General features: G+C 69.6%; 24 protein-coding genes. 20 read left to right on the top strand and 4 right to left on the bottom strand.

The features are described from left to right. Positions 1-441 precede the first annotated feature (441 nt). The 7 genes from ACH34W_RS36315 (at position 442) to ACH34W_RS36285 (ending at position 7,826) form a co-directional block, all read left to right on the top strand. A complete protein-coding gene (locus ACH34W_RS36315; protein ID WP_395965695.1) occupies positions 442-699 on the top strand; it encodes a DUF6191 domain-containing protein in 258 nt (85 codons plus the stop codon). A 138-nt stretch (positions 700-837) separates the two neighbouring features. Continuing rightward, on the top strand, positions 838-1,611 hold the full coding sequence (locus tag ACH34W_RS36310) for an SDR family oxidoreductase (protein ID WP_395965688.1): 774 nt from the start codon (positions 838-840) through the stop codon (positions 1,609-1,611). An 8-nt stretch (positions 1,612-1,619) separates the two neighbouring features. Then, positions 1,620-2,384 (top strand): crotonase/enoyl-CoA hydratase family protein, encoded by a 765-nt coding sequence (locus ACH34W_RS36305; RefSeq protein ID WP_395965687.1) that lies wholly within the window; start codon positions 1,620-1,622, stop codon positions 2,382-2,384. A gap of 197 nt (positions 2,385-2,581) precedes the next feature. Further along, the gene (locus tag ACH34W_RS36300; RefSeq protein WP_395965686.1) at positions 2,582-3,661 is read left to right on the top strand and encodes a hypothetical protein; all 1,080 of its coding nucleotides are present in this window, start codon (positions 2,582-2,584) and stop codon (positions 3,659-3,661) included. A 170-nt stretch (positions 3,662-3,831) separates the two neighbouring features. After that, positions 3,832-4,581, top strand: coding sequence for a response regulator transcription factor (locus ACH34W_RS36295; protein WP_395965694.1), 750 nt, complete (start codon positions 3,832-3,834; stop codon positions 4,579-4,581). A gap of 317 nt (positions 4,582-4,898) precedes the next feature. Next, the gene (locus ACH34W_RS36290; protein ID WP_395965685.1) at positions 4,899-6,344 is read left to right on the top strand and encodes a sensor histidine kinase; all 1,446 of its coding nucleotides are present in this window, start codon (positions 4,899-4,901) and stop codon (positions 6,342-6,344) included. Positions 6,345-6,602: 258 nt separating this feature from the next. Further along, positions 6,603-7,826: a S1C family serine protease gene (locus tag ACH34W_RS36285; RefSeq protein WP_395965684.1), complete on the top strand. Its 1,224-nt coding sequence runs from the start codon at positions 6,603-6,605 to the stop codon at positions 7,824-7,826. A gap of 250 nt (positions 7,827-8,076) precedes the next feature. Here the strand turns inward: ACH34W_RS36285 and ACH34W_RS36280 are convergent, their stop codons facing one another. Further along, positions 8,077-8,946: an oxygenase MpaB family protein gene (locus ACH34W_RS36280; RefSeq protein WP_395965683.1), complete on the bottom strand. Its 870-nt coding sequence runs from the start codon at positions 8,944-8,946 to the stop codon at positions 8,077-8,079. 26 nt (positions 8,947-8,972) lie between these two features. Next, a complete protein-coding gene (locus ACH34W_RS36275; RefSeq protein ID WP_395965682.1) occupies positions 8,973-9,854 on the bottom strand; it encodes a LysR family transcriptional regulator in 882 nt (293 codons plus the stop codon). A gap of 61 nt (positions 9,855-9,915) precedes the next feature. On the opposite strand from ACH34W_RS36275, the gene ACH34W_RS36270 reads away from it, so the two are divergent. The 6 genes from ACH34W_RS36270 to arfB are packed head-to-tail and all read left to right on the top strand — an operon-like array spanning position 9,916 to position 13,834. Continuing rightward, positions 9,916-10,377 (top strand): nuclear transport factor 2 family protein, encoded by a 462-nt coding sequence (locus tag ACH34W_RS36270; RefSeq protein ID WP_395965681.1) that lies wholly within the window; start codon positions 9,916-9,918, stop codon positions 10,375-10,377. Beyond that, positions 10,374-11,051 (top strand): SDR family oxidoreductase, encoded by a 678-nt coding sequence (locus tag ACH34W_RS36265; protein ID WP_395965680.1) that lies wholly within the window; start codon positions 10,374-10,376, stop codon positions 11,049-11,051. The genes ACH34W_RS36270 and ACH34W_RS36265 overlap by 4 nt, the downstream gene beginning before the upstream one ends. 24 nt (positions 11,052-11,075) lie before the next feature. Beyond that, entirely contained in the window at positions 11,076-11,906 is an 831-nt protein-coding gene (locus ACH34W_RS36260) for an NAD(P)H-binding protein (protein WP_395965679.1), read from the top strand. Between the two features lie 39 nt (positions 11,907-11,945). Next, a complete protein-coding gene (locus tag ACH34W_RS36255) occupies positions 11,946-12,440 on the top strand; it encodes a nuclear transport factor 2 family protein (RefSeq protein ID WP_395965678.1) in 495 nt (164 codons plus the stop codon). Between the two features lie 37 nt (positions 12,441-12,477). Next, a complete protein-coding gene (locus ACH34W_RS36250; RefSeq protein ID WP_395965677.1) occupies positions 12,478-13,365 on the top strand; it encodes an alpha/beta hydrolase in 888 nt (295 codons plus the stop codon). 43 nt (positions 13,366-13,408) lie between these two features. Beyond that, complete coding sequence (arfB, locus tag ACH34W_RS36245; RefSeq protein WP_395965676.1) at positions 13,409-13,834, top strand: alternative ribosome rescue aminoacyl-tRNA hydrolase ArfB; 426 nt, start codon at positions 13,409-13,411, stop codon at positions 13,832-13,834. A 43-nt stretch (positions 13,835-13,877) separates the two neighbouring features. On the opposite strand, the gene def is transcribed toward arfB, so the two are convergent. After that, positions 13,878-14,441: a peptide deformylase gene (def, locus tag ACH34W_RS36240; protein ID WP_395965675.1), complete on the bottom strand. Its 564-nt coding sequence runs from the start codon at positions 14,439-14,441 to the stop codon at positions 13,878-13,880. Between the two features lie 140 nt (positions 14,442-14,581). After that, on the bottom strand, positions 14,582-15,607 hold the full coding sequence (locus ACH34W_RS36235; protein ID WP_395965674.1) for a DivIVA domain-containing protein: 1,026 nt from the start codon (positions 15,605-15,607) through the stop codon (positions 14,582-14,584). Between the two features lie 288 nt (positions 15,608-15,895). On the opposite strand from ACH34W_RS36235, the gene ACH34W_RS36230 reads away from it, so the two are divergent. From ACH34W_RS36230 to pstS, 7 genes are all read left to right on the top strand, one after another. Next, on the top strand, positions 15,896-16,420 hold the full coding sequence (locus tag ACH34W_RS36230; RefSeq protein WP_395965673.1) for a gamma carbonic anhydrase family protein: 525 nt from the start codon (positions 15,896-15,898) through the stop codon (positions 16,418-16,420). Between the two features lie 143 nt (positions 16,421-16,563). Continuing rightward, a complete protein-coding gene (locus ACH34W_RS36225; protein WP_395965672.1) occupies positions 16,564-20,607 on the top strand; it encodes an AAA family ATPase in 4,044 nt (1,347 codons plus the stop codon). 294 nt (positions 20,608-20,901) lie between these two features. Then, positions 20,902-21,099: a hypothetical protein gene (locus ACH34W_RS36220; RefSeq protein WP_395965671.1), complete on the top strand. Its 198-nt coding sequence runs from the start codon at positions 20,902-20,904 to the stop codon at positions 21,097-21,099. Between the two features lie 306 nt (positions 21,100-21,405). After that, positions 21,406-22,023, top strand: coding sequence for a DUF47 domain-containing protein (locus ACH34W_RS36215; protein ID WP_395965670.1), 618 nt, complete (start codon positions 21,406-21,408; stop codon positions 22,021-22,023). Positions 22,024-22,160: 137 nt separating this feature from the next. After that, complete coding sequence (locus ACH34W_RS36210) at positions 22,161-23,180, top strand: anion permease (RefSeq protein ID WP_395965693.1); 1,020 nt, start codon at positions 22,161-22,163, stop codon at positions 23,178-23,180. Positions 23,181-23,216: 36 nt separating this feature from the next. Continuing rightward, positions 23,217-24,113, top strand: a complete 897-nt coding sequence (mshD, locus tag ACH34W_RS36205; RefSeq protein WP_395965669.1) for a mycothiol synthase — start codon at positions 23,217-23,219, stop codon at positions 24,111-24,113. A 216-nt stretch (positions 24,114-24,329) separates the two neighbouring features. Beyond that, a complete protein-coding gene (pstS, locus tag ACH34W_RS36200) occupies positions 24,330-25,442 on the top strand; it encodes a phosphate ABC transporter substrate-binding protein PstS (RefSeq protein ID WP_395965668.1) in 1,113 nt (370 codons plus the stop codon). Positions 25,443-25,528: the final 86 nt, after the last annotated feature.

Below are 25,528 nucleotides of genomic sequence, written 5' to 3'. Positions count from 1 at the left end.
CCGGCGCCCCCCCCCCCCCCCCCCCCCGCCCCCCGCCGCGCTCCCACAGCCCCGACCCCACAGCCCCGACCCCACAGCCCCGACCCCACGGCCCCGCCGTCCGTGTGCGGCCTGGTCACCACGGCCTTACGGCCCCGGCCCCGGCCACGCGGCCTCATGGCCACGGCGCCACGGCCACGGCCCCATGGCCACCGCCCCCCGGGCGGGGCCCCGGCCACGGCCCCATAGGGCACGGCCACGGTCACGCGACACCCAATGGCCAGGGCCGCGTGGCCTCGGTGTCACGTGTGCGCCTCGGCCACGGCGCCTCGGTCGCGGTCGCGGACTCATGGGCGCGGCTCGGAACCGGGGGTGTGGTGGTGCCGTTGGAAGGGTGTGGCGGATGCGGTGTTGAGTTTGATGCTTATGCTCACCATTCCTGGATTGGTGCTCGGGTAGGTGATGCTGGCCGTGATCGACCGGATGGGCTTGTGGGCTAACCGGCGGTGGCGGCTGCCCTGGCGGCGGGATGAGCAGGGGCGCGGGATCTCTGCGGTCGGGGTGGACGAGCTGAGCGCGTTCTTCCAAGGGACCAAGCGGTCTCAGCTGGACGAGAAGCGGAGCTCGCTGATTCTCCGTGACGAGGAGAACGACGGGGCGCCGCCACGCAGCGAGGTGGACCTTGAACGGGGCAGTGCGGTGATCCGGAAGCGCGCCTGAGATCTGTCCGCCGGTCCTATGAAGGCACACGTGAATGTGGGGTACCTGTCAAGGCAGGGGGGTCGGGCGTTCCCCATATTGTGACCTGTGGGTAACATCACCCGAACCACATTCGGTCCCTCACGTAAGGTGCTGCTTATGGACCTGAACGGAGTTTCCGCCGTTGTTTCCGGTGGCGCGAGCGGTCTCGGTGAGGCCACCGTCCGCGAGCTCGCCGCCAACGGCGCCAAGGTAGTCGTCGCCGACCTGAACGAGGAGAAGGGCAAGGCCCTCGCCGACGAGATCGGTGGCGTGTTCGTCAAGACCGATGTGTCGGACGAGGCCTCGGTGCAGGGCGCCGTCCAGGCCGCGGTCGACACCGGTGCGCCGCTGCGGGTGGTCGTCAACAGCGCCGGCATCGGCTGGGCCTCCCGGACGGTCGGCCGCGACGGCAGCCCGCACGACCTGTCGACCTTCGAGAAGGTCATCCAGGTCAACCTGATCGGCACCTTCAACCTGATGCGCATCGGCGCCGCGGCGATCGCGAAGACCGAGCCCGCCGACGCCGACGGCCTGCGCGGCGTGGTCATCAACACCGCGTCGATCGCGGCCCTGGAGGGCCAGACCGGCCAGGTCGCCTACTCCGCCTCCAAGGGCGGCATTGTCGGCATGACCCTGCCCGCCGCGCGCGACCTCGCCGCGATCGGCGTCCGGGTCAACACCATCTGCCCCGGCATCATCGACACCCCGATCTACGGCGAGGGCGAGGCCGCGGACGCGTTCAAGGCCAAGCTGTCCGCCCCGGTGCCCTTCCCCAAGCGCATGGGCAAGGCCTCGGAGTTCGCCCACCTGGTGAAGTCCCTGATCGAGAACGACTACATGAACGGTGAGACCATCCGTTTCGACGGTGGCATCCGCTTCCAGCCGAAGTGAGGCACTGAATGTCAGAGGCTGTTCTCACCCAGGAGGACGGCGCCGTCCTCATCATCACGATCAACCGCCCCGAGGCCAGGAACGCCGTCAACGGCGCCGTGGCCAGGGGCATCGCGGCGGCCCTTGAGGAGCTCGACGACCGCAAGGACCTGTCGATCGGTGTGCTCACGGGTGCGGGCGGCACGTTCTGCGCGGGCATGGACCTCAAGGGCTTCCTGACGGGCGACAACCCGATCGTGGAGGGCCGCGGATTCGCGGGCATCGCCGAGAAGCCGCCCGCCAAGCCGCTCATCGCCGCCATCGAGGGTTACGCCCTGGCCGGCGGGTGCGAGATCGCGCTGGCCTGCGACATGATCGTTGCGTCCAGGGAGGCCCAGTTCGGGCTGCCAGAGCCCAAGCGCGGCCTGGTCGCGGCGGGTGGCGGTCTGCTGCGGCTGCCACAGCGCATCCCGTTCCACATCGCCATGGAGATCGCCCTCACCGGCGACAAGTACCCGGCGGAGCGGATGGCCGAGCTCGGCTTCGTCAACCGGCTCGCTGAGCCGGGTGAGGCGCTGGCCGCGGCCAAGGAGCTGGCGCTGAAGGTCGCCGAGAACGCCCCGCTGGCGCTCGCCGCCACCAAGAAGGTCATCGTCGAGTCGGCCGACTGGGCGTCCGACGAGGCCTTCAAGAAGCAGGGCGAGATCACCATCCCGGTGTTCGTCTCCAAGGACGCCCAGGAGGGCCCGGCGGCCTTCGCCGAGAAGCGCAAGCCCGTCTGGAAGGGCGAATAGCCCACCCCGCAGCACCTGAACGACAGCACCCGTAGAACGACAGCAGCACCTGAACGACGGACGCCCGGAGCCCTCTGGCCCGGGCGTCTTCAGGTTTACGCGGAGGCCTGATGCGGCCAGGGATAAAGAGGACTTACCCGGAGGTAACCGTTCCCGTACTCTTTTGTCCCGCCTCGACTTGATCTTGGAGTGGACACATGCGAACGAAAGCGGTGCTCGCCGCGACCACGGCGGTCGTCTGCGGCGCGGGGGCGATCGCGATCGCGACGCCGGCGGAGGCCGCCTCCTGGCGGAACGTCGGCAGCAAGGCGCTCAGCTACAACGGCACCCTGGACCGGGTTGACTTCGCGGACAAGGGCGCCGGCTGGGCCATCGGAGCCCAGGGCTCGATCCTCAACCCCAAGACCATGATCGTTCGCTGGAACGGCAAGGCCTGGATCCGGCAGGCGAGCCCGGTCGGATTCGTGCCGACCGACGTGGCGGCCGCCGGTGCGAAGCGCGCCTGGATCGTCGGCTTCAACCTGAGCGACCGCACCGTGGGCCTCTATTGGAACGGCACCAAATGGAGCAAGGTCTCCTACCCCGTGGTCGGGATGCCGTTCCAGGTCGCAGCCTCTCGTGACGGCACGGCCTACTCCCTGGCGGGGATCGACTCCTCGGCTGGCGGCCTGAGCTCGGTGCTGCGCTGGAACGGCAAGGCTTGGATCAAGATCAACGTGCCGCTCCCGCCGAGCAGCAGCGTCACCGCGGTCGAGGTGCGCAGCAAGAACGACGTCTGGCTTGCCGGAACGACCTCCGACGGCATCGGGGTCACCGCGTTCATGCTGCGCTGGAACGGCAAGTCCTGGAAGCGCATCAACGTTCCCGGCTCGATGGGCACCCCCGCCTACCGAGCCGTCATGCACCGGATCGTCGTGGCCTCGCCCACCAACGTGTATCTGGACCGGGTCAGCCAGACCGCGCAGCTGCCGAACGCGCTGATGCGCTGGAACGGCAAGTCCTGGACGACCATCAACACCCCCTGGAACGCCGCCGGGCTCGCCATGTCGTCGGACGGCAGGTCCGGAGTGGTCATCATCCCCGTGACCAACGGCAACAGGTCCCAGTACCTGCACTACAACGGCTCGGCATGGCGCACCCTGTACGGCCCGGCCCGCAAGACCGGCAAGGTCCAGGGCGGCGATCTCGACCACCGGCCCGGCACCCCCGGGATCGCCGGTGTCGGAGCCGCGGCCGGGCAGAACAAGAGCACCCCATTCATCGAATACTTTGGCTGAGCCAAGCCGCAGCCCTGGGCTGAGCCAAGCCGCCTACCTCGGCTGAGCCAAGCCGCAGACCTGGGCCGATAGCGCCTGGTTGCGGTCTCATCCAACTCTCGGCGGACGTTCAGGATCCTTTCAGGTTCCTTTGAAAGCCTCTGGGATGATGGTGGAGGGGGAACGTGGCATTGGCTGAGCAGTCGCTGAACGCCGGGCTGAACGGCGAGACGGGCGGCAAGGCGCCGGAGGCGCTTCTGCTCGTCGTCGAGGATGAGCCCAACATTCTGGAGCTCCTGGCCGGGAGCCTGCGTTTCACCGGCTTCGCGGTGGTCACGGCCACCAACGGGGCGGACGCGGTGCAGGCCGCCCAGCGTCACCGTCCGGACCTGATCGTGCTGGACGTGATGTTGCCCGACATCGACGGCTTCGACGTCGTCCGGCGGCTCCGTTCGGGGGGAACGCACACACCGGTGCTCTTCCTCACCGCCCGCGACGCCCTCCAGGACCGGATCAAGGGACTCACGATCGGCGGCGACGACTATGTCACCAAGCCGTTCAGCTTGGAGGAGGTCGTCGCCCGCATCCGCGCCGTCCTCCGCCGCGTCGGAGGTGGCGCAGCAGAGCCGTCGCCGCGCATGGTCTTCGCCGACATCGAGCTGGACGAGGACAGCCACGAGGTCTGGCGGAACGGACGGCCCATCCAGCTCTCGCCCACCGAATTCAAACTGCTGCGCTACTTCATGGCGAACGCGGGCCGGGTGTTGTCCAAGGCCCAGATCCTCGACCACGTCTGGAACTACGACTTCCGCGGCGACGCAGGGATCGTCGAGTCCTATGTGTCGGCACTGCGACGCAAGGTCGACAACATGGAGCCGCGGCTCATCCACACCTTGCGCGGGGTCGGCTACATTCTCCGCTTGCCGCCGAATCCAAGCTGATGGCACGCACCGGGGGAACGAGCGCGCCTGGCCCAGAGCCCAGATGGGCTGATGTGCCAAAGCCAGGACCGGACGTCATAGGGCATGGCGTGCCAGGACCGGACGTGCTTGGACATGGCGTGCCGGGGCCGGGTGTTACGAGGTCGGACGTGCGAGGGCTGGGCGTTGCGAGGTCGGACGTGACAGGAGGACCGGGGGGCGTTCCAGGAGGGCCGGGCGTGCCAGGGGGTCCGACGCAGGCACCGGCCACGCCGAGCGCGGACTCACCACGGCCGGGGTTCGTGGCCGGGTTGCGGTCGATTCCGGGGCGCACCCCGATGAGCGTCAAGCTGATCTCGGGGACGCTGGTGCTGGTCATCGTCGGCCTGACCGTGATGGGTGTGGCCGGCGTCTGGGTGCTCCGCGACTACCTGCTCGACCGGGCGGACGATCAGTTGCGCACGACGGCGGACCGTGTTGCGGAACAGGTCGTCAGGCAGCTGAACGGCCCGGCCCCGAGCTTCACCATCCGGGTGCCGAGCCAGATTTACACACAGGTCTACACCCCGGACGGGCGGGCCATGCCGCCGGCTCCCGCGTCCGACCAGCCCGACGCCGCGCCGAAGCTGCCCGCCAAGGTGACCACTCGCACCAGCACGCCGTTCACCGTGCACGGCACCAAGGGTCGTACCCAGTGGCGCGTTTTGGCCGAGTCGTTGCCGGGCGGCGGCACCCTGGTCCTCGGGCTGAGCCTGGACGAGATGCAGCGGACGGTCGGCCAGCTCATCACCATCGACGTGATCGTGGGCTTGACCGTGGTCGCCGGCCTGACCGTGCTGGGTGTCTGGGTGGTACGGATCAGCCTGCGGCCGCTCAAGGCGATCGAGGAGACGGCCGGGGCCATCGCGGCCGGAGACCTCTCCCGGCGCGTGCCCGACGGGGACCCCGGCACCGAGGTGGGCCGGCTCGGCCGTTCGCTCAACAGCATGCTCGCCCAGATCGAGGCAGCGTTCGGGGCGCGGGCGGAGTCCGAGGCGGCGGCGCGCTGGTCGGAGGAGAGCGCGCGGCGTTCCGAGGAACGCATGCGCCGGTTCGTCGCGGACGCGAGCCACGAACTGCGAACGCCGCTGACCGCGATCCGCGGTTTCGCGGAGTTCTACCGGCAGGGTGCGGCACGTTCGCCTGAGGAACTCGACCGGTTGATCGGCCGCATCGAGGACGCCGCCGCCCGGATGGGCCTGCTGGTCGAGGACCTGCTGCTGCTGGCCAGGCTGGACCAGCAACGCCCGGTCGAGCGGCGCCCGGTGGACATCCTCGCCGTCGCGGCGGACGCGGTGCAGGAGGCCAAGGTCGTCGCCCCGGATCGTCCGGTCGAGCTGTCCGTCCGGGACGGCATCGCCTACCAGGTGCTCGGGGACGAGCCGCGGCTGCGCCAGGTGCTCGGCAACCTGCTGACCAACGCGCTCACCCATACCCCGGACGACACCCCGGTCGAGGTGCGGCTGCTGTCGGGGAGCCTGTACGGGCAGCCCGCGGTGGTGTGCGAGGTCGCAGACGAGGGGCCGGGGCTCTCACCCGAGCAGGCTGAACGGGTCTTCGAACGCTTCTATCGCGTCGACCCGGCGCGAACCGCGATTGGCCGTACCGGCAAGGACGGCGGCACCGGGCTCGGCCTGGCGATCGTCGCCGCGCTCGTGGCCGCGCACGACGGGAAGGTGGAGGTCGAGTCGGCCCCCGGCGAGGGCGCCGTCTTCCGGATCCTGCTGCCCTTGACCCCCGATTGAACGGTCCTTGGCCAACCTTGGGGATGGGTTCAGGATCCGTTCAGGTACGTGCGGTTGTCTGTGAGGCACAGGGCGCCCCCGGAACACCACGACGGGGACCGGGGCGCGCGCCCTGGCCAACGTCCCAGAGGCCGTGACCGATCTTCCGGTCACGGCCTTTCGCTTGTCCGCAAGGCGTTCAGGGGACTTTCAGGTTCGGTCCAGGGTGGTTGCAGGCCCGTTGGTCATTCTCTTGGTGAATGGACGACAGGGGGTCCGATGAGCACCGAAACGCCGAAGGGCGAGCAGGACGGGCGGCAGGAGCCGCAAGGCACCGGCTTCGGCCATGCCCCCACCTACGATCAGACCGGCGCGACCGACCAGCGAGTCTGGGGTCCCCCAGCCGACGCGTACCGCCAGGGCAGCGGAGGACAGACCGCGACCTTCACACAACCGGGTCTGTACGAGCAGCCGGGCGCGCACGGACAGCCAGGCACGTTCGAGCAGCCGGGCGCGCATGAGCAGTCAGGTGCGCATGAGCAGCCGGGCGCGCACGGGCAGTCCGCGCCGTACGGGCCGGCGGCTCCGCAGGGAGCGGGCTTTGGACAGCCGCCCCACGGCGGGGCTTTCCCCGGCCAAGGTCAGGTGTTTCCGCAGGGACAGCCGTTGGGGACGCCGGGCTGGTGGACGTTGCGCCGCAGGGTCATGGCCGTGGGGGCGGCGGTCGCGCTCGCGTTCGGCGCCGGGGGTGTGGGAGCGCTCGGGGCGGCGGTGCTCACGGGCAACGAGACCGTCTACGGGAGCCCGACGGCGGTGTCCGGGGCCTCCACGAAGCTCGGCTCCACGGCCCAAGTCGCGGCCGCGGTGCAGCCGAGCGTGGTGTCCATCGCCGCGCAGTCGGGCATGGGCACCGGCACCGGATCCGGGGTCGTGCTGCGCTCCGACGGCGTCATCATGACGAACGCCCACGTGGTGCAGGGCGCCACCCAGGTGTCGGTGAAGTTCAGCGACGGGAAGACCGCGCCGGCGCAGGTGCTCGGCCGCGACACGTCCAGCGACATCGCGGTGATCAAGGCACAGGGGGTGTCCGGGCTGAAACCCGTCACGCTCGGCGACAGCACGGCGCTCGCGGTCGGCGATCCGGTGCTGGCGGTCGGCAGCCCGCTCGGCCTCGACGGGTCGGTGACGTCCGGCATCGTCAGCGCGCTCGGCCGGGAGATCAAGGAGGGCTCGGACGAGGAGCAGCAGCTGCCGCCGGGCCTGCGCGGCCAGCTGACGGAGCAGCAGAGCACGGTGATCAAGAACGCGATCCAGACCGACGCGGCCATCAACCCGGGGAACTCGGGCGGCGCGCTGGTCAACGGTGCCGGGCAGCTGATCGGGGTCAACACCGCGATCGCCACGTCCGGCAGCAGCTCGGGCAACATCGGCGTCGGCTTCGCGATCCCGGTCAACGACGCGAAGAAGGCCGCCGACAAGATCATCAAGGGTTCGTCCCTGTGACGCGGCCCTGACGAGACTCATCGGGGACCGCCGCCTGGACACGGCTCTGGGGGGAGCGGGCGGTCGGCGGCGGTCCCCGGTGACACGGACGCCGACACGGCTCCGGTTCAGGGGGCGGCCGGTTCAGGGGAAGGGGGGCGGTTCAGGGGAAGAGGGCGGAATAGGGGATGGGAGCCGGAAGGGGATAGGGGCCCCAGGGGCCGGCTCCCGATGGGGAGAACGCGGCTGCGTGACCGCCGAGGGGGGTTGGTCACGCAGCCGTACCCGTCTGTCCGGGGCCGGTACGGTCGGCGGCCTTCACTGTCAGGACGGGGTTGCGCTGCTTGGCGAGCTTGGCCAGCGTCCGCCGGGTGGTCATGAGGTAGTACTCGCGGGGCATGGTGCGAAGGCGCGACGGCAGCCGCGGATAGACGGTGGCGAGGGCACCCATGAGCAGCCGGAAGCGCACCTCCCGGCCCGCGTTCCATGTCCACCCGTACTGCTCCCGGATCGGCGCGGGCATCATCCCAGCCGTGATCAGCCGGATCATTGCCAGCCCCGGCGCGCCGAGCGGCCCGACCGGCAGCCGCGGGTTGAGCACCTGGTCGGCGATCTGCCGCGAGGCGTCGGTGATCCGCAGGCTCTGGACCATGTTCGCGTAGTAGACGCGGAAGTCCGCGTAGGTGGCGGGCATGCGTTCCTCGGGACAACCCAGGATCGTCGCGTACACCTTCGTCTGCTCGTACAACTCCGCCAGCTCGCGGTCGCTGAACCGGCGCCGGAAGAGCGCCTGGTAGAACTGCGCGCCCACCGCGAACAGCGTCGCGGCGACCCACACCTGGAGTTCGGGGTCGTTGGCCTCGTAGTCCGGGCCGGTGATCTGCTCGTGCCCCTTGCGTACGAGCGCGCTGAACCGTTCGGCCTCGTCGCGGGTGCCGAACTGCACGACGTAGAGCCAGCCCATGGTGTTCTGGAGGCGACGCAGTGGGTTCTGGGCGGTGTAGCTGTGGTCGTACACGCCCTGGGCGACCTTGGGGTGCGCAGTCTGGAGCAGCGAGGCGACCCCGCCCGCCGCGATGAGCAGGCCCTCGCGCGTGACGACGCGGATGAGGTCGTCGTCCCGGAACAGTCCGTCGGTCATGACGGAAGATTGTAAGTAAGTGCTTGCTAAGACGCCAGGAGCGCCTCGACGAGGTCACGGATCGCGCTGCGATGGTCGTCAGGGCGCCACGCGAGCGCCAGTTCGCTCGGTGGCAGGCCCGTGACCGGGATGGCGTGGACGCCCGGACGCCGGTAGAGCGCCGCGTTCCCGGAGGCGAGCAGGACGATCCCCGTGCCGCTTTCGATGGCGGCGAACGCCTCCTCGGCGTTGGTGACGACACCGCCGATCCGTGCCTCCCTCCCGCCGCGTTCGTCGAGGGCGAGCCAGTGGTCGCGGAGCGGCCCGGCGCTCTCGGGGAGCGCCAGGAACGGCTCGTCCAGGAGTTCGGCGAAGTCGACCTCGTCGCGGCCGGCGAGCCAGTGGTCTTCCGGGAACGCGACCCAGCGCGGCTCGCACGCGACCACGCACACCTTGAACATCTCCTGATTGGGGATCGGGAGCCAGATGAACGCGACGTCCACGTCCCCCTCCGCCAATCCGGCGGAGGTGTCGTCCCAATTCACCTGGCGCATTCGCAGTTGCCAGGTGGGTCGCCGTTCGGAGAACCGTGCCCGCATCGTCGACAACAGGCCCCGGCCCACGCTGGTCGATATGCCGACCGTGAGCCGGGCGGCGTCGATCGCCGCGGCGTCGCTCACCGCGCGCTGCGCCTCGTCCCACTTCAGTAAAATCTCGCGGGCTGCCGGCAACAGCGCCTTGCCGGGTGCCGTCAGCGCCACCGCGCGCCGGTCCCGGTCGAACAACTTCACCCGGAGCAGGTCTTCGAGCTGCCGGATCTGCTTGCTGAGCGCCGGCTGCGAGACGAACAGCCGCTCCGCCGCCCGGGTGAAGCTGAGCTCCTCGGCGACGGCCACGAAATAGCGCATGTCCCGCAGATGGGCATCCATAGCCGATAGCTATCACAGCGTGTATTGGACCTGCCAAGCCGATGCTCCCAAGATGACCACCATGAGCACCGTTGAAGATCGACTTGCCGTCATCGAGACCTGCACCCGGATGGCCTGGCATGCCGACCAGCGTGAGTGGGACCAGTTGGCCGGCATCTTCGCCGACACGGTCACCCTGGACTACACGAGCCTGAACGGAGGCGAGCCGGCCGAGCTCAGCCCCGAGCAGATCGTGGCGGGCTGGTCTGCGAGCCTCGGCTCGTTCGACGCGACCCAGCATCTGATCACCAACCATCTGGTGAAGGTCGACGGCGACACCGCGGTGTGCACCGCCTCGTTCCAGGCGACGCACCGGCTGGCCAACCCGCTCGGCGCACCGCTGTGGACCCTGGGCGGCACTTACCGCTTCGACCTCGTCCGCGCCGGCTCCGAATGGAAGATCAGCGGCGTCGTCATGACCGTGACCTGGGCCGACGGCAACAAGGATCTGCTCTCGCTCGCGGCGGCGGCGGGATCACGGTGATCGCGCTCGTCACCGGCGCCAATCGGGGCATCGGCCGTGAGGTGAGCCGCCAGCTCGCCGCCGCGGGCCACACCGTCCTGGTGACCGCCCGTTCGGCCAAGGCGGCGGAGGAGACGGCGCGCGAGCTGGGGCACGACACCGTCCCGCTGCTGCTCGATGTCACCGCCGCCGACCTGGCAGACGTGGCGGCCGAGGTCGACGAGCGGTACGGGCGCCTGGACACCCTGGTCAACAACGCCGCCATCACGTACGACACCTGGCAGCGGGCCGTCGAGGCCGACCTGGACGTCGTCCGCGAGGCGGCCGAGACCAACCTCTACGGGCCGTGGCGCCTGATCCAGACGTTGCTCCCGTTGTTGCGCCGCAGCGAGCACCCGCGGATCGTCAACGTCTCCAGCGAGGCGGCCTCGCTCACGAACATGGGCGGCGGCACGCCCGCGTACAACGCCTCCAAGGTCGGCTTGAACGCCCTGACCCGGATGCTGGCGGCCGAGCTGCGCGGCGACGGCATCCTCGTGAACGCGGTCTGCCCCGGCTGGGTGGCGACCGACATGGGCGGCCCCGGCGGCCGCCCGGTCACCGACGGCGCGGCCGGGATCGTCTGGGCCGCGACCCTTCCCGACGGCGGCCCGACAGGCGGGTTCTTCCGCGACGGCCGTCCCCTTCCCTGGTGAAATTCGACGAGAACGGACAGGTAAATGATCTTGGTAACCGGAGCCACCGGAAACATCGGCTCGGAAGTGGTCAAGGCGCTGGCCGCCGCAGGCGAGCCGACCCGCGCGCTGGTACGCAGGCCCGACGCCGTCACGTTGCCCGAAGGTGTCGAAGCGGTCGGCGGTGACCTCAACAAACCCGCCAGCCTGACCCAGGCGCTGGCCGGGGTGCGTGCGGTCTTCCTGCTCCCGGGGTACGAGGACATGCCCGGACTGCTCAGCGAAGCGAAGAAGGCCGGCGCGGAGAAGGTCGTCTTGCTGTCCGGCGGTTCGGCTGGACTCGATGACCTGACGAACGCGGTGACCCGCTACATGGCCGCCTCCGAGACGGCGGTGCGGGCGTCCGGACTGTCCTGGACGTTCCTGCGGCCGAGCGCGTTCATGTCGAACGCCCTGCGCTGGCTGCCGCAGCTCCAAGCGGGCGACGAGGTCCGCGTGTCGTTCCCGGCCGTCCGCACGGCGAGCCTCGACCCGTTCGACCTCGGTGCCGTCGCCGTCCGCGCGCTGCTCGTCGACGACTACGAGGGCGAGATCCTCTGGCCGACCGGTCCCGAGGCGCTGCTGCCCGCCGAGCAGGTCGCCGTGCTGGCCGAGGTGCTCGGGCGCGACCTGCGCGCCGTGGAACTGACGAACGAGCAGGCCCGCGCCGAGATGACCGCCACGATGCCGGTCGAGTACGTGAACGCCTTCTTCGACTTCTACGTGAAGGGGACACTCGACGAGTCGATCGTCCGCCAGACCGTTCGTGAGGTCACCGGCCGCGAGCCCCGCACGTTCGTCGAATGGTCGAACGCGCACGCCGACGACTTCCGCTGAATACAGCCGACTACGTACGGACAACTCGATAAGGCCCCCATGATTCAGAGATTGCGGCTCATCGCCGCGGCCTCCGCTGCCGCATGCGCTCTCACGCTGGTGGCAGGCTGCTCCAACGACAACGACGGCAAGGACACTGCAGGCGACCGTCCGTCGTCCTCCGCGTCCACCGCGTCCCCCTCATCCTCCGAATCCTCCGCCGCCTCCGTAGCCAAGGACCTGTTGCCGCCCGTCAGCGCGTACGTCAACGGCGTTAAGAACAAGGACCTGGACGGACTGGCCGGAGCGTTCGCCGAGAACGCCGAGCTCATCGATAGCGGCCGCCGCTTCAACGGCCGGGCCGCCATCCGTGACTGGGCGAAGGCCGAGGTCATCGGCGGAACCCTGACCGTCATCAAGGTCGCCGGCAACCGGCCCGGCTACCAGCGTCTCCTGGTGCGCTTCGCGCCCGGCGGTACGGGCGGTTTCGAGGCCTACTACGCCTTCACGGTCACCGGTTCGGCCATCACCAAGGCCGAGCTCACGTACGCCTAACCGGCCAGCCAGCTAACCGGCCATTGAGGAGTGCACGATGACATCAAGGCAGAAGGTCACCTTCGCCAGCGACAAGGCCACCTTGACCGGCAACCTCTTTCTTCCGGGCGGCGACGGGCCCGCGCCCGGCATCGTGGTCGCGGGAACGTGGACGAGCGTGAAGGAGCAGATGGCCGACCGGTACGCAGAGCGGCTGGCCGACCGCGGGTTCGCGGCGCTTTCGTTTGACTTCACCGGCTATGGCGAGTCAGAAGGGGCGCCGCGTGACTTCGAGTCGCCCGAGCAGAAGGTCCGCGACATCCACAACGCCGTGACGTTCCTGGAGACGCACGAGGCTGTGGACGGCGACCGGCTGGGTGCACTGGGAGTGTGCGCTGCGGCGATGTACATGAGCGCCAACGCTGTCGACGATCCGCGCATCACGTCGATGTCGCTGGTCGCACCGTGGTTGCACGATCCGGAGATCTGCCGGGGCGCGTACGGAGGCGCGGAGGGTGTCGCTCAACGCATCGAGGCGGCCGAGGCGGCACGCGCGAAGTACGAGGCGAGCGGTGAGGTCGAGTACGTGCCCGTGGTCAGCGGCACCGATCCCCGTGCCGCCATGCCGATGGAGGTCGATTTCTATCTCAACCCCGATCGCGGTGGCATCCCGCAGTGGCCCAACCGGTTCGCCGTGATGGCCTGGCCGGGGTGGCTCACGTTCGACTCGATCTCGCTCGCACCGCGCCTCACCCAGCCAGTGCTCCTGATTCACAGTGAGGACGCGGCCATCCCGGACGGCGCACGCCGGTTCCACGACGGGCTGGCGGGTCCCAAGAACTTCGTATGGACGACGGGCAGCCAGTTCGACTTCTACGACCAGGAGCCCAACGTGACCACGGCCGCCGATGCCGCGGCCGCGCACTTCACCGGCACGCTGGGCTGAAAATCACGCGACACGATCCACACCCGGTGGGGATAATCAGGGCATGCCCGCCGAGATCCACGTCCGCGACTCGGTCTCCATCCCGGAGACCGAGCTCGGCTGGCGTTTCTCCAGATCCTCCGGGCCGGGCGGGCAGAACGTGAACAAGACCTCGACGGCCGTGGAGTTGTCGTTCGACGTCGCCGAGTCGCCGTCGCTGCCAGACCCGCTCAAGCAGCGGGCGCTGCAACGGCTGTCGGGACGGCTCGTCCGGGGCGTCCTGACGATCCGCGCCGAGGACTATCGTTCGCAGGCGCGCAATCGCGACGCGGCACGCGACAGGCTCGCGGCCGTCCTGTCCGAGGCCATCGCCCCGCCGCCCAAGAAGCGGATCCCCAAGAAGATCCCGCGCGGCATCAACGAGCGCCGCTTGGAGAACAAGAAGCGCCGTTCAGGCGTGAAACGTGCCCGCTCCCGCCGCTGGGACTAGAGCGGCAGACTTCGTGGCGCGCCCAAGGACATCAGGTCTGGGGTCAGGGCTGGGCGGCTCGGATGGCGCGCATGGCCTCACGGCGAGCGTCGCCTGACAACACATCGATGTAGACGCCGCCACGCAGGTGGTAGCACTCGTGCTGGAGACAGCGGGCGAAGTAGCCGGTGCCCTCGATGCGCACGGGCTTGCCCTTCACGTCCACGCCTTCGACGACCGCGTGGGCGTAGCGCGGGGTCGGGAAGTTCAGGCCGGGGACCGACAGACACCCCTCCTGCTCGACGACCATCTCCCCGTCCTCGGCGACGAGCACGGGATTGACCACATGCCCGATGTGGCGGCGGTCCTCGTCGTCCGCGCAGTCGTAGACGAAGATCTGCTGGGAGACACCGATCTGGTTGGCGGCCAGCCCCGCGCCGTCCGCCTCGTACATCGTCGCGAACATGTCGTCCACAAGCCGTTCGAGCGCCGTGTCGAACGTCCGGACCGGGTCGCATTCGGTGCGCAGCACCGGGTCGCCCAGCCGCCGGATCGGGCGGACCGTGCCCTGCTGGTCGGCCTGCTTCTTGCCCCGCCTGCCGTCACGTCCCTGGGGTGCCCTCGCCATGTGGAAGATCCTATTCAAGCGACAACGGTGCCTCTGCCATGGATCGAAACCCATGGCAGAGGCACCGCTTTGCCCAGCCTGATTTATGCCTGCGTGACCTATGCCCTGCCTGATTCCCCGGACCTTGCTGGGGGACCGCCTCAGCCGGCGTCGCCTGGCTTGGGGCCTGGCTGCTTGGGGCCGGGCTGCGGCGGCATGCCGCCGGGACCGGGCCTGTCCTGGTCACTCGCCGGAGCGGACGCCTTGGCCTGCTGCGGAACCTGCGGCGTGGGCGTGTCGGCGCGGGTCATCTCGGGCTCCGGCTTTTTGATCGCGGGAGTCGGCGTCGCGACGGGGGCGGGCGGCACGGGCGGCGCAGGCGGCAGCGGGGCGGCCGGAACCGGCTTGGCCTGCGACGGCTGCGCGACCGGAGCCGCCGGTGCGCCGGTCGGGACCGGCTGCTTGCGCTGCGGCGCGGGCGACATCGGCTGCTTGACCGCGTCCGCGACCATCTTCTCCAGCGGACCGGCGTCGTTCTCGGACTTGAGCAGGCGGTTCAGGGTCTCGCTGATCTCGGTCAGCCGCTGCAGCGCCTGGGTGTGGTTCTTGGTGAGCTGGGTCAGGCGCGTCGTCGCACCCTCGTTGATCACACTGGCCCGGCGTTCGGACGCGGTCAGCGTGCGCTCGGCCTCAAGCCGGGCGCTGGTCACGGTCTGCTCGGCCTCCTGCTTGGCGGCCGTCAGCACGCTGTCGGACTCCTTCTTGGCCGAGGCGAGCACCTGGTCGGCCTTGTGCTTGGCCTGGGCGAGGTCCTCCTCGGCGTGACCCCTGGCCTCGTCGACGATCCGCTTGGACTCGTGCTCGGCCTCCTTGCGGATCTGCGAGCCCTTGGCCTCCGCCTCGGCGACCTTGTCCTTGGCCTCGTCCTCGGCCAGGTTGATGATCTGGCGGAGCCGGTCGCTCAGGTCGTCACCGGTGGGCTTGCGCGCCTCCCGGACCTCGGCCATCTCGCGGCGGGTCCGCTCGACGTCGTCGAGCGCGCGTGCGAGCCGGGCCTCGAGCTCGCGGATCTGGTTCTGGCTGCGGGCGATGAACTCGTCGACCTGGCGGCGGTTGTAGCCGCGCATGACGATCTCGAAGGATTCCTCGCGAAGGAGGTTCGGCAGGATTTCAGCTTCGTTGTTCATGATGCCTTGGGGGTCGTTGGCGGGGGGTGATCACCCCGTCAGGGTCGGAGAACGGCACAGGAGGACAACACGGGAAACGTCAGGATTGACTCTTGTCCGGTCCACCCCATTCGCGCAACCGGAACGGGTGTTGTCGCAGCCATTTCTTAACCTGGGGTGGGCAGGCAAGTTGTCCAATCTTAGGAAATATCGCGTCAATGTCCGCGCAGGGTGTCCGCGCAGGGTGCCACCTGCCCGGGGCGGCCCGCCGTCCCTTTTAACAGCCGCCGCCCTTATAACATCGTCGGCATGAGCAGCTATATCGGGTCCCTCGGCACGGATGAGCCGCGTATCCATCCGGAGGCATGGGTCGCGCCCGGCGCGGTCGTCGTGGGCAAGGTGACCCTCGGCCGCGAGTCCAGCGTCTGGTACGGCTCGGTGCTGCGCGGCGAGGACGAGGAGATCATCGTCGGTGACGCCTGCAACATCCAGGATCTGAGCTGCCTGCACGCCGACCCGGGACTGCCCGCCGTCCTTGAAGACCGTGTCAGCCTGGGGCACAAGGCCATGGTGCACGGCGCCCATGTGGAGACCGGTTCGCTCATCGGCATCGGAGCGATCGTGCTGAACGGCGCGCGCATCGGCGCCGGGACCCTGGTGGCGGCAGGCGCACTGGTGCCGCCGGGCAAGCAGATCCCCTCCGGCGTGCTGGTGGCCGGGATGCCCGGCAAGGTCGTCCGCGAGCTCACCGACGATGACCGCCTTGTCCTGGAGTACACCCCTGACGTGTACGTGAAGAAGTCGCAGCTTCACCGCAACGCCACCTGGAAGTAGCCGTCCGGGAGCGTCCAGCCGGTGGGAGATGGGCCGCCCGGGAGTGTCCGGCCGGTGGGAGATGGGCCGCCCGGGAGTGTCCAGCCGGTGGGAGATCGGCCGTCCAATAGTGCCTCCCTCCGGATGCTGACTACGATGACCATGTGGTGTGGGGACCGGGCTATGGCAGTGCTCCGCCGCCCAGCCCCCCGACGGGGGAAGATCCGTTCACGGCGGCAGAGCGTGACACGAAGGCGATGGTGGCCGCCGGATGGTGGGCGTCGGCGCCTCCACAACAGCGCCAGCACGCCATCGGGGGGCGCATGCTCATGCTCCCCGACGGCACATGGTGGCTGTTCGGGGCGTGGGCGCGCTGGTACCGCCTGCACCCGTCCGACGGCCAGTGGTACCTGTGCCCGCCGCCGCGTTCGCCCGGCGTCCGGATGGCCGCCCGGCCCGCCCAGCACGGCGGGGGACAGGTCCCGGCGCTGCCGCCACATGTCGTCCCGGCCGGGCCTGACTTCTCCTTCGCGCCGCCCGGGGCCCTGCCGTTCGTCGACCAGGGGTTCGCGCTCGAACTGACCGCCCGCGTCCGTTCGACCGTCGACTCCGCCTCCAACCTGCCCGCCGCGGAATACCCGCACTGGTGGTCGCTCTTCACGTCCGAGACGCCGTCCACGGTGGTCGCGTGCTGGGGCGTGATGTTGTGGTGCGGGGCCGCTCCGGTGTTCGACTCCCGGCTGGACGGGCAGATGCTCGACCTCTGGAAGCCGTACCGCGCCAAGCCGCTGCCGGAGGTGGACGGCCCGCGCTGGCTGACGCCGCCGCCGCTTGAGGCCCTCGTCGGGCTGTACGCCGAGCGGTTGCGCGCCAGCCGGGTGGACGCGGCCGTCGTCGTCCTGCGCACGATGTGGGCCGTGGCGAGCGTCCTCCGCGAGGACCCGCGGTTCCAGGTGCGCGCCGACGCGCTGCTGGAGATCCTCGGCTCAACCCTGAGCAACCCGACGGTGGACTACGACGCGCTGCCGTACGGAGACCCGGCGATCGTCCAGCAGTGGCTGACGCGCTGCCCGCCGCACCTGGTGCCCGCGCTGCGGAACGAGACGTCGCCGGGCGACAACTTCCGGCACGCCTACTACAGCCTCGCCGACGTGGTCGCGTCGCTGGTGGGCGACCCGGCCGACCCCGTCTACATCGAGCCGCGGCTGGTAGCGGCCGCTCTGGTCGCCGCCGACCTGGACGTGGTCCGCAAGGACGTCGCGGACGGCATCGTCCCGTGGCTCGATCCAGAGATCCGCTACACCGTTCAGGCCGTACGGAGCCAGCCTGGGCATCCGCTGCGTCGCCTCTGGCCGAGCGACATGCGCCTGCCCGAGCCGTTGCGCGGTTCGGTGGGACGAGGCGACGCCGCCTCCCGCCTGCTCGCGTCGATGTACGAGGTGGACCTCGCCTGGTGCCGGCTGGCCGGGATGCCCGCCAGACCGCGCGGCTTCCCCGTGCCGACGGCGATCGTCGCCGAGATCATCGGGTTGGACCGGGCACGGGCCGTCGCGACCGGCACGACGAGCACGCCGCAGCCTGTCCCGCCGTTCGCCCAGCCGCCCTCCCCGTTGAGCTCGCAGAGCCAGCCCGGGGTCAAGCCGGGTACCCCTCAGCAGGCCATGGGCATGCCCGGCGGCCCTGACAAGCCTTTCGTGCAGCCGCCCGCCAACGTTCATCCCCCTGCGTACGTGCCGCCGCCCGCGCAGCAGGCGGCCTTCGCATCTCCCGATCCGCAGATGGGCGGGACCTCCCCAGCGGAAGGACAGCAGGAGGCAGGCAACTTCGCGCCTCCGTACACAGAGCTCGGCTACCGCCCCCCGCAGCCGACGCCGCAGCAGCAGCCCCCGCAGCAGGCCGCGCAGCAGCAGGCCGCGCAACAGCAGGCTGCGCAGCAGGTGCCGCCCATCCCGGCTGGCCAGGCCGGTCGGCCCGGACCCTCCATCCCGCCTGTGCCGTCTGGAGCGCCTGCCCCGGCCGAGGAGAAGAGCCCTGCGGAAAACATCGCACCTCCCTACACCGAGCTCGGCTTCCAACGCCCTGGTTCGGTCCCAGGCCCGGCCCAGGTCCCGCAGCAGCCCGCCCAACAGCAACCGCAGCAACAATCGCAACCGCCGCAGCAAATCCGGCAGCCGCCGGTGACGCAGGTCGAGCAACCTGCGACTCCGACGCCGCAGTCTCCGCCGCCGCCTGTCGATCCGCACGCGACGAGGTTCGACGAGGGCGGCCAAGCGAAAGCCAGCCCGCAACCGGCAGCCTCGCCGAGCGCAGGTCCGCCGAACGCCGGTCCGCCGACGCCGGCCGCACCGCCCCGCACCCGGATCCTGGACCAGGGCGATATCGCAGCGGACGTCCCGTCTCCGCAGCCGGCTGGACCGCCGCCCGCCGGCGCGAGCGGGGGCGGGGGCAGGGGAGCGGGCACGCGGATCATGTCCGAGACCATGGTCGGCAACTTCGACTTCCTGGACGACACCCCGTCGCCGGAACGGCCTGTTCACGAGATCCCGCCGCCGGCCGACCGCGGTGATCGCCGGACCCTCGAACGTTTCGGCATCAGCTTCGTGTCCGGGGCGCAGGACGCCGGGGAACTGCTGGACACCGTGCGGCAGCGCGTCGCGGAGTGGAACGCCCCAGCCGGCGGGGGCCTGGAGGCGACCCGGGTCGACGGCCAGCCCGGCGACACCCCCGCTGTGCCGAGCGTGATGCTGGTCGGCAACCCGCACACCGGGCAGCGCAGGCTCGCCCGGATGATCGCCCTGACGGCCGCGGACGCCGGCCTCGGCGACGGCGCGATCCGCGCCGCCGACGCGGAGGACGTACGGGACGCGCCGGTCGAGGGAGTGTCGCGGATCCTGGAACAGGGGGGCGCGGCGGCCGTGCTCTTCGAGCGGCTCGACGTGGCGATCACCTCGGCGATGGATCCGGTGGCGGTCGCGGCGGCGGTACGGCGGGCCCGGAGGCATCCCGCCACCGGGACGGTCCTGATCGCAACCTGCGAGCCCCAGGCGTACAAGCGCCTGCTCAAAGACCATCCGCGGCTGATCGAGGTGTTCCGGGTCTACCGGATGCCCGACCTCACCGAGCTCGACAACCGCATGACGCTGCTGCACCTGCTGGCGGACGAACGCCGCGTCACGCTCGGCAACGCGGCGCTCGAAGTCGCCCGCGAGGACCTCGGCCGGTTGCGCGGGCCGGGTGACCTGGTCAACGCACGCCTGGTGGAGGCCTACCTCGACCAGGCGTGCCAGCGGCATCTCGAACGGGCCGGAGCCTCGCGCGACCGGCTCGTCCTGACGCCGGACGACCTCACCGGCGTCGCGGAGGGCATCGAGCCCGCACTGCGGCCGCCCGGCGACATCGACGGCTACCTGCGGCGGCTGGACGAGCTGATCGGGCTGACGAACGTCAAGACGGCCGTCCGCGAGCTGGTCGACGAGGCCGGGCTGGCCGCCGACCGGGCCCGTTACGGGGTGACGTCCGACACGTCCCGGCACCTGATCTTCACGGGACCGCCCGGGACCGGCAAGACCACGGTCGCGGGCCTGCTCGGCGGGATCTACGCGGCGCTGGGCCTGCTCGACTCGGGCCACGTGGTGGCGTGCCGGCCGGTCCACCTGTCGGGCCGCGACCCGATCGACACCGAGGGCCGCGTGGCGAGCATGATCGACCAGGCGCTCGGCGGGGTGCTGCTCATCCAGGAGGCCTACCGGCTGGACCGCAACCCGGCGGTGGTGAACGAGCTGCTGCGCCACATGCGGGGCCGGCCCGGCAAGTTCATGATCGTCTGCTCGAGTCCGGGCGCCGAGATGGAGGGCTTCCTGGCCGGCAACCCGGTGTTCCGCGGCGAGTTCGACCGGACCATGGAGTTCGAGGGCATCGGCGACCGCGATCTGGTCAAGCTGTTCCAGAGCTATGCCGAGCGCGATCTCTACATGCTCGACGAGGAGCTGCGGGTCGAGTTGCTGTCCCGCTTCGCCCGGATGCGCGACGACCCGGCGTTCGGCTACGCCCGTACCGTCCGGGCATTGTTCGAGCAGACCGTCGCCCGCCAGGCGGCCCGGCTCGCCGGAGCGGACGTCAACGCGGCCACCGTCGCGAGGCTCACCGCACGCGACCTGCCCGAATCACCTCTCGAACAGATGCTGGGCGACTTCCACCAGGGCCGCTAGCCACGCCTGAGCCCCCCGAGAGCGCTCCGCACGCCCGAGAGGTCCTCCTGCTGACTGGTGGCGTTTTCGAGGCCTAGGAGGGCCTTGAGAGCTTTGAGGGCCCTCCCGAAGATCGCGGGCCATATCTCTCGGGTGCCGCATGAAGTGGACGTACGGGGGAACGGTCGATCCAAGTGCGTGTCGGGCGTCGCCTGAGCGGACCTCTGAGAGTGGCCCTCGAATGGCCCTCTTGGGTCATGTCCCGCCGGGCGGCCGACGCGTAGCCTCGACAGTGGGTGTGGGGAACGAACGGAGGTGGACGCGGTGCGCCAGCAGTATGTCGATCTGCGCGTCCACGACCGTGTTGCGCTGGACGAGATCGAACTCTATGCCGAGATGCTCAGTGCGGTGGCGGCGGCCGAGCGGCCGCTGACGCTGGCTGAGATCGACATGGTGCTCGGAGTGCGTCCCGACGAAGCCGGTCGTCGCGAACTGACGTCACAGGAGCAGTAGCCCGTCAACGCGCCGGGGATGTCCGAGGGACCGCCCCGGCGCCACCACCTGGAACACCACCGTCCCACCTGTAACCAACGTCACTGCTGTTCGCCGTAACCGTCCGTAGCAGGACATAACGGAGACGAACACCCGTGAATCCCCGCAGATAGGGCTGTGTGTCGGGGGGTGTGCACCTCTTGATCTAGGGCAACCTTGTAGGTGAGAGGATGGTGGATACCAGCCGAAGCTGGGGCAACGGTTCTTTTTACGGCTGGTAACGCCTACGATCGCCTGCGGACCGTTCCGGCACTTCAGGAGTACGACGTGCGCTTGCGTCTCACGCCGCGTGAGGACAGCTTCTACGACATGTTCGCCGATTCGGCGAACAACCTGGTCACTGGTGCCAGGCTGCTCGTGGAGCTCATCAGCGACGGCGCCGACCGGGAAGCGATCGCGGAGAAGCTGCGCGCCTGCGAACACGCAGGCGACGAGTGCACTCACGCGATCATGCGCCGGCTGAACGAAACGTTCATCACGCCCTTCGACCGCGAGGACATCTACCGGCTCGCCTCCACCATCGACGACGTCATGGACGAGATGGAGGAGGCCGCCGATCTCGTCGTCCTCTACAAGATCGAAGAGTTTCCCAAGGGCATCGTCCACATGGTCGAGGTCCTGGAGCGCGCGGCCGAACTGACCGCCGAGGCGATGCCGCGGCTGCGTTCGATGAAGGAGCTCAACGAGTACTGGATCGAGATCAACCGGCTCGAGAACCAGGGCGACCAGATCTACCGGAAGCTGCTGGCCAGGCTGTTCAGCGGTGAGTACGACACGCTGACGGTCCTCAAGCTCAAGGAGGTGATCGACCGCCTCGAGGACGCGGCCGACGCCTTCGAGCACGTGGCCAACACGGTCGAGACGATCGCGGTCAAGGAATCATGATCGAGCCCTCCGACACGGGCACGACTCTCACCAAGGGGTCCGTGCCCGGGGCGGACCCGTCGCTCGCCGAACAGGCGCGGCGCGGGCCGAGCAAGTTCTGGTGGGCGCTGCTCGGCGGCGTGCTGCTGGTCATGCTGATGGGCGCGGTCGGGCTCCGGTCCGACGCGCAGGCGGCGGTGCTGGTTCTGGTCGTGGTCGTCGCGCTGATCTTCGACTACACCAACGGCTTCCACGACGCGGCCAACGCGATCGCCACGTCGGTCTCCACGCGGGCGCTCACGCCCCGTGCGGCGCTGCTGATGGCCGCCGTGATGAACCTCCTCGGCGCGCTGCTCGGCGTCGAGGTCGCCAAGACCGTCAGCGAGGTCATCACCCCGCCCAGCGGCCTGCACGGCCTCACCGTGGTCGCCGCCGGGGTGCTCGGAGCGATCACGTGGAACCTCGTCACCTGGTACTTCGGCCTTCCCTCGTCGTCCTCGCACGCGCTGATCGGCGGCATCGTGGGCGCCGGGCTGGCGTCCGCCTCCACGGTCAGCTGGAGCAAGGTGGTCGACAAGGTCGCCATCCCGATGGTGATCTCGCCGGTGGTCGGCTTCTTCCTGGCCTACTTCCTGATGGTGGCGCTGCTGTGGATCTTCCGCAGGGCGCATCCCGCCCGGGTCGGCCGCCGGTTCCGCATCGCGCAGTCGCTCTCGGCCGCCGCCATGGCGCTGGGCCACGGTCTGCAGGACGCCCAGAAGACGATGGGGATCATCGTCCTCGCCCTCGTCACCACCGGGCACTCGACCGGCGACTCGGTCCCGCTGTGGGTGATCATCTCCTGTGCGGGGGCGCTATCGCTGGGCACGTACGCGGGTGGCTGGCGCATCATGCGGACGCTCGGCCGGCGGGTGATCGAGCTCGATCCCCCGCGTGGCTTCGCCGCTGAAGCGACCGCCTCGATGGTGCTCTACGCGGCCGCGTACATCTGGCACGCTCCAATCTCGACCACCCACACGATCACCTCGGCGATCATGGGTGTCGGCGCGACCAAGCGGTTGTCCGCCGTCCGCTGGGGTGTCGCCGGCAACATCGTCGTCGCCTGGATCCTGACGATGCCGATGGCCGCCCTCGTGGCGGCCGTCGTCTACTGGATGGTCCACCTCTCCGGCGCGTGACGTTCGTGGACGGGGCGTACCGCCTAGGCTGAGCTCATGTCTGAGCTGCAGGTGCGCGCGACGCTGTCGGATGACGAGATCGAGAAGATCGTCCGACTCGTCGTGTCGGCCGCCGAGCATGACGGTGTCGGGCCGCTGTCCGAACGTTCACTGCTCTGGCTGCGCGGCGGTGGTGGCGGCGACGCGCGCGGCCTCCTGCGGCTGGACGACGCCGGTGACCTGGTCGGCTACGCCCACCTGGACGCGGCCACCACGGAGGAGACCGCTGCGGGGGAGCTCGTCGTGGCTCCCCAATGGCGCCGTCGCGGACACGGGCTCGCCCTGCTGAACGGGATGTGCCGGGAGGCCGACGGGCCTCTGCGCGTGTGGGCGCACGGTGATCTCCCGGCCGCCGCCGCGCTGGCCGAGTCGGAGGGCCTTGACCGTGTCCGTGCCCTCTTCCAGATGCGCCGCTCAGCCGATGACCCGCTCTCTGAGTTCACGGCGGCCGACGGAGTGCGGCTCCGCACGTTCGAGGTCGGCAAGGACGAGGAGGCGTGGCTTCAGGTCAACCGCCGGGCCTTCGCGGACCACCCCGAGCAGGGAGCCTGGACGCTCGACGACGTCCGGCTGCGCGAGCAGGAGCCGTGGTTCGACCCGGCGGGCCTCTTCCTCGCCGAAAGTGAACACGGCGGAAAGCTGCTGGGCTTCCACTGGACCAAGATCCACCCCGACGGGCTCGGCGAGGTCTACGTCGTCGGAGTCGACCCCGACGCGCAGGGTCTCGGGCTGGGCCGTACCCTCACGCTCAAGGGCCTCCACCACCTGCGTGAACGGGGCGTACCGGCGATCCTGCTGTATGTGGACGAGTCGAATCAGGCCGCCGTACGGCTGTACGAGGCCCTGGGATTCACCCGCTACGCCGTGGACGTGATGTACCAAAGCGGCTGTTAACCACACGTCCACGTCTAGTCGAGACATTCTTCGTGGCTCTGCCCGTCCCAGTTCATTTTCCGTTCACCTGGTTCAGGGTGACTGGTCACCTCTCCTGCCTAACGTCGATACCGACGGTGCCCCCCTTACCTGGACAAATGACTCCAGAGACCTGGTCGGGGGAACGACGGCAACCTGGTCTGGGCATCGCCCACCAACTATCGAGGAGACCCACCGGTGAAGAACGGATCTCGGCTGGCCGCCCTGGGCGGAGTGGTCGTCGCGGGCGCTCTCGCCCTCTCCGCTTGCGGAAGCGACGACAACACGGGTGGAAGCGGCGCCGCGGCCCCTACCGGCAACATTGACTGCGCGAAGGCGACCGTGAACGCGGCCGGTTCCAGCGCGCAGAAGAACGCCATCGAGGAGTGGACGAAGGCCTACGCCTCCAAGTGCACGGGGGCGAACCTGAACTACAACGCGAGCGGCTCGGGTGCGGGCATCACGTCGTTCAGCCAGGGGCAGGTGGCCTTCGCCGGCTCCGACTCTCCGCTCAAGGACGACGAGATGGCCCCGGCCAAGGCCCGCTGCCAGGGCGGTACTCCGCTGAACCTGCCGATGGTCGTCGGCCCGGTGGGTGTCGTCTACAACCTGCAGGGTGTCGACGGGCTGCAGGCCTCTCCGGAGCTGCTCGCCCAGATCTTCTCCGGCAAGGTCAAGACCTGGAACGATCCTGCGATCGCCAAGGAGAACTCCGGCGCCAAGCTGCCGTCCACCGCGATCAAGGTGATCTACCGCGCTGACGAGTCCGGCACCACGGACAACTTCACCAAGTACCTCGGCAAGACCGCGCCGAAGGCGTGGCCGCATGAGAACGCCAAGAAGTGGCCGGACGCCATCGCCAAGGCCGGCCAGGGCGCCAACAAGTCCGACGGTGTCTCCGCCCAGGTGAAGCAGACCACCGGCGCCATCTCCTACGTGGAGATGTCGTACGCGGAGAACAACCAGCTGCAGACCGCCAAGATCAAGAACGGTGCGGGCGAGTACGCCGAGCTGAACGCGGACAGCGCGTCCAAGGCGATCGCGGGCGCCAAGGTCGAGGGCACCGGCAACGACGTCGCGCTCAGCATCGACTACACCACCAAGGAGCCGGGCGCCTACCCGATCGTCCTGGTGACGTACGAGATCGCGTGCGAGAAGGGCCTGCCGGCCGAGCAGGCGAAGTTCGTGAAGTCCTTCCTGACCTACACCTCCAGCGCGGACGGCCAGCAGATCCTGTCCAAGCTGGGTTATGCCCCGCTGCCGCAGGCCGTGCTGACCAAGGTCCAGGCGTCGGTCAAGGCCCTGTCCTGACCTCCGACCCGAATTCCCGCCGCCCCACCGCCGAGGACCTCGGCGGTGGGGCCGGTGTGGGTTCCGGCCCATCCACCCGAGGAGGA

This window comes from Actinomadura sp. 6N118, assembly GCF_044326415.1.
Lineage (GTDB): Bacteria > Actinomycetota > Actinomycetes > Streptosporangiales > Streptosporangiaceae > Spirillospora.
Note: the sequence above shows the minus strand (reverse complement) of the source record. Positions and strands in the feature narration are given on the sequence as shown.

What these genes read in the sequence shown, in the direction of transcription:
- ACH34W_RS36315 (WP_395965695.1), top strand. Translation starts at nt 442, where the DNA reads ATGCTGGCCGTGATCGACCGGATGGGCTTGTGGGCTAACCGGCGGTGG.
- ACH34W_RS36275 (WP_395965682.1), bottom strand. Translation starts at nt 9,854, where the DNA reads ATGGATGCCCATCTGCGGGACATGCGCTATTTCGTGGCCGTCGCCGAG.
- ACH34W_RS36230 (WP_395965673.1), top strand. Translation starts at nt 15,896, where the DNA reads ATGAGCAGCTATATCGGGTCCCTCGGCACGGATGAGCCGCGTATCCAT.
- ACH34W_RS36300 (WP_395965686.1), top strand. Translation starts at nt 2,582, where the DNA reads ATGCGAACGAAAGCGGTGCTCGCCGCGACCACGGCGGTCGTCTGCGGC.
- ACH34W_RS36290 (WP_395965685.1), top strand. Translation starts at nt 4,899, where the DNA reads ATGAGCGTCAAGCTGATCTCGGGGACGCTGGTGCTGGTCATCGTCGGC.
- ACH34W_RS36270 (WP_395965681.1), top strand. Translation starts at nt 9,916, where the DNA reads ATGAGCACCGTTGAAGATCGACTTGCCGTCATCGAGACCTGCACCCGG.
- ACH34W_RS36255 (WP_395965678.1), top strand. Translation starts at nt 11,946, where the DNA reads ATGATTCAGAGATTGCGGCTCATCGCCGCGGCCTCCGCTGCCGCATGC.
- def (WP_395965675.1), bottom strand. Translation starts at nt 14,441, where the DNA reads ATGGCGAGGGCACCCCAGGGACGTGACGGCAGGCGGGGCAAGAAGCAG.
- ACH34W_RS36310 (WP_395965688.1), top strand. Translation starts at nt 838, where the DNA reads ATGGACCTGAACGGAGTTTCCGCCGTTGTTTCCGGTGGCGCGAGCGGT.
- ACH34W_RS36250 (WP_395965677.1), top strand. Translation starts at nt 12,478, where the DNA reads ATGACATCAAGGCAGAAGGTCACCTTCGCCAGCGACAAGGCCACCTTG.
- ACH34W_RS36280 (WP_395965683.1), bottom strand. Translation starts at nt 8,946, where the DNA reads ATGACCGACGGACTGTTCCGGGACGACGACCTCATCCGCGTCGTCACG.
- ACH34W_RS36260 (WP_395965679.1), top strand. Translation starts at nt 11,076, where the DNA reads ATGATCTTGGTAACCGGAGCCACCGGAAACATCGGCTCGGAAGTGGTC.
- ACH34W_RS36285 (WP_395965684.1), top strand. Translation starts at nt 6,603, where the DNA reads ATGAGCACCGAAACGCCGAAGGGCGAGCAGGACGGGCGGCAGGAGCCG.
- arfB (WP_395965676.1), top strand. Translation starts at nt 13,409, where the DNA reads ATGCCCGCCGAGATCCACGTCCGCGACTCGGTCTCCATCCCGGAGACC.
- ACH34W_RS36210 (WP_395965693.1), top strand. Translation starts at nt 22,161, where the DNA reads ATGGGCGCGGTCGGGCTCCGGTCCGACGCGCAGGCGGCGGTGCTGGTT.
- mshD (WP_395965669.1), top strand. Translation starts at nt 23,217, where the DNA reads ATGTCTGAGCTGCAGGTGCGCGCGACGCTGTCGGATGACGAGATCGAG.
- ACH34W_RS36305 (WP_395965687.1), top strand. Translation starts at nt 1,620, where the DNA reads ATGTCAGAGGCTGTTCTCACCCAGGAGGACGGCGCCGTCCTCATCATC.
- ACH34W_RS36235 (WP_395965674.1), bottom strand. Translation starts at nt 15,607, where the DNA reads ATGAACAACGAAGCTGAAATCCTGCCGAACCTCCTTCGCGAGGAATCC.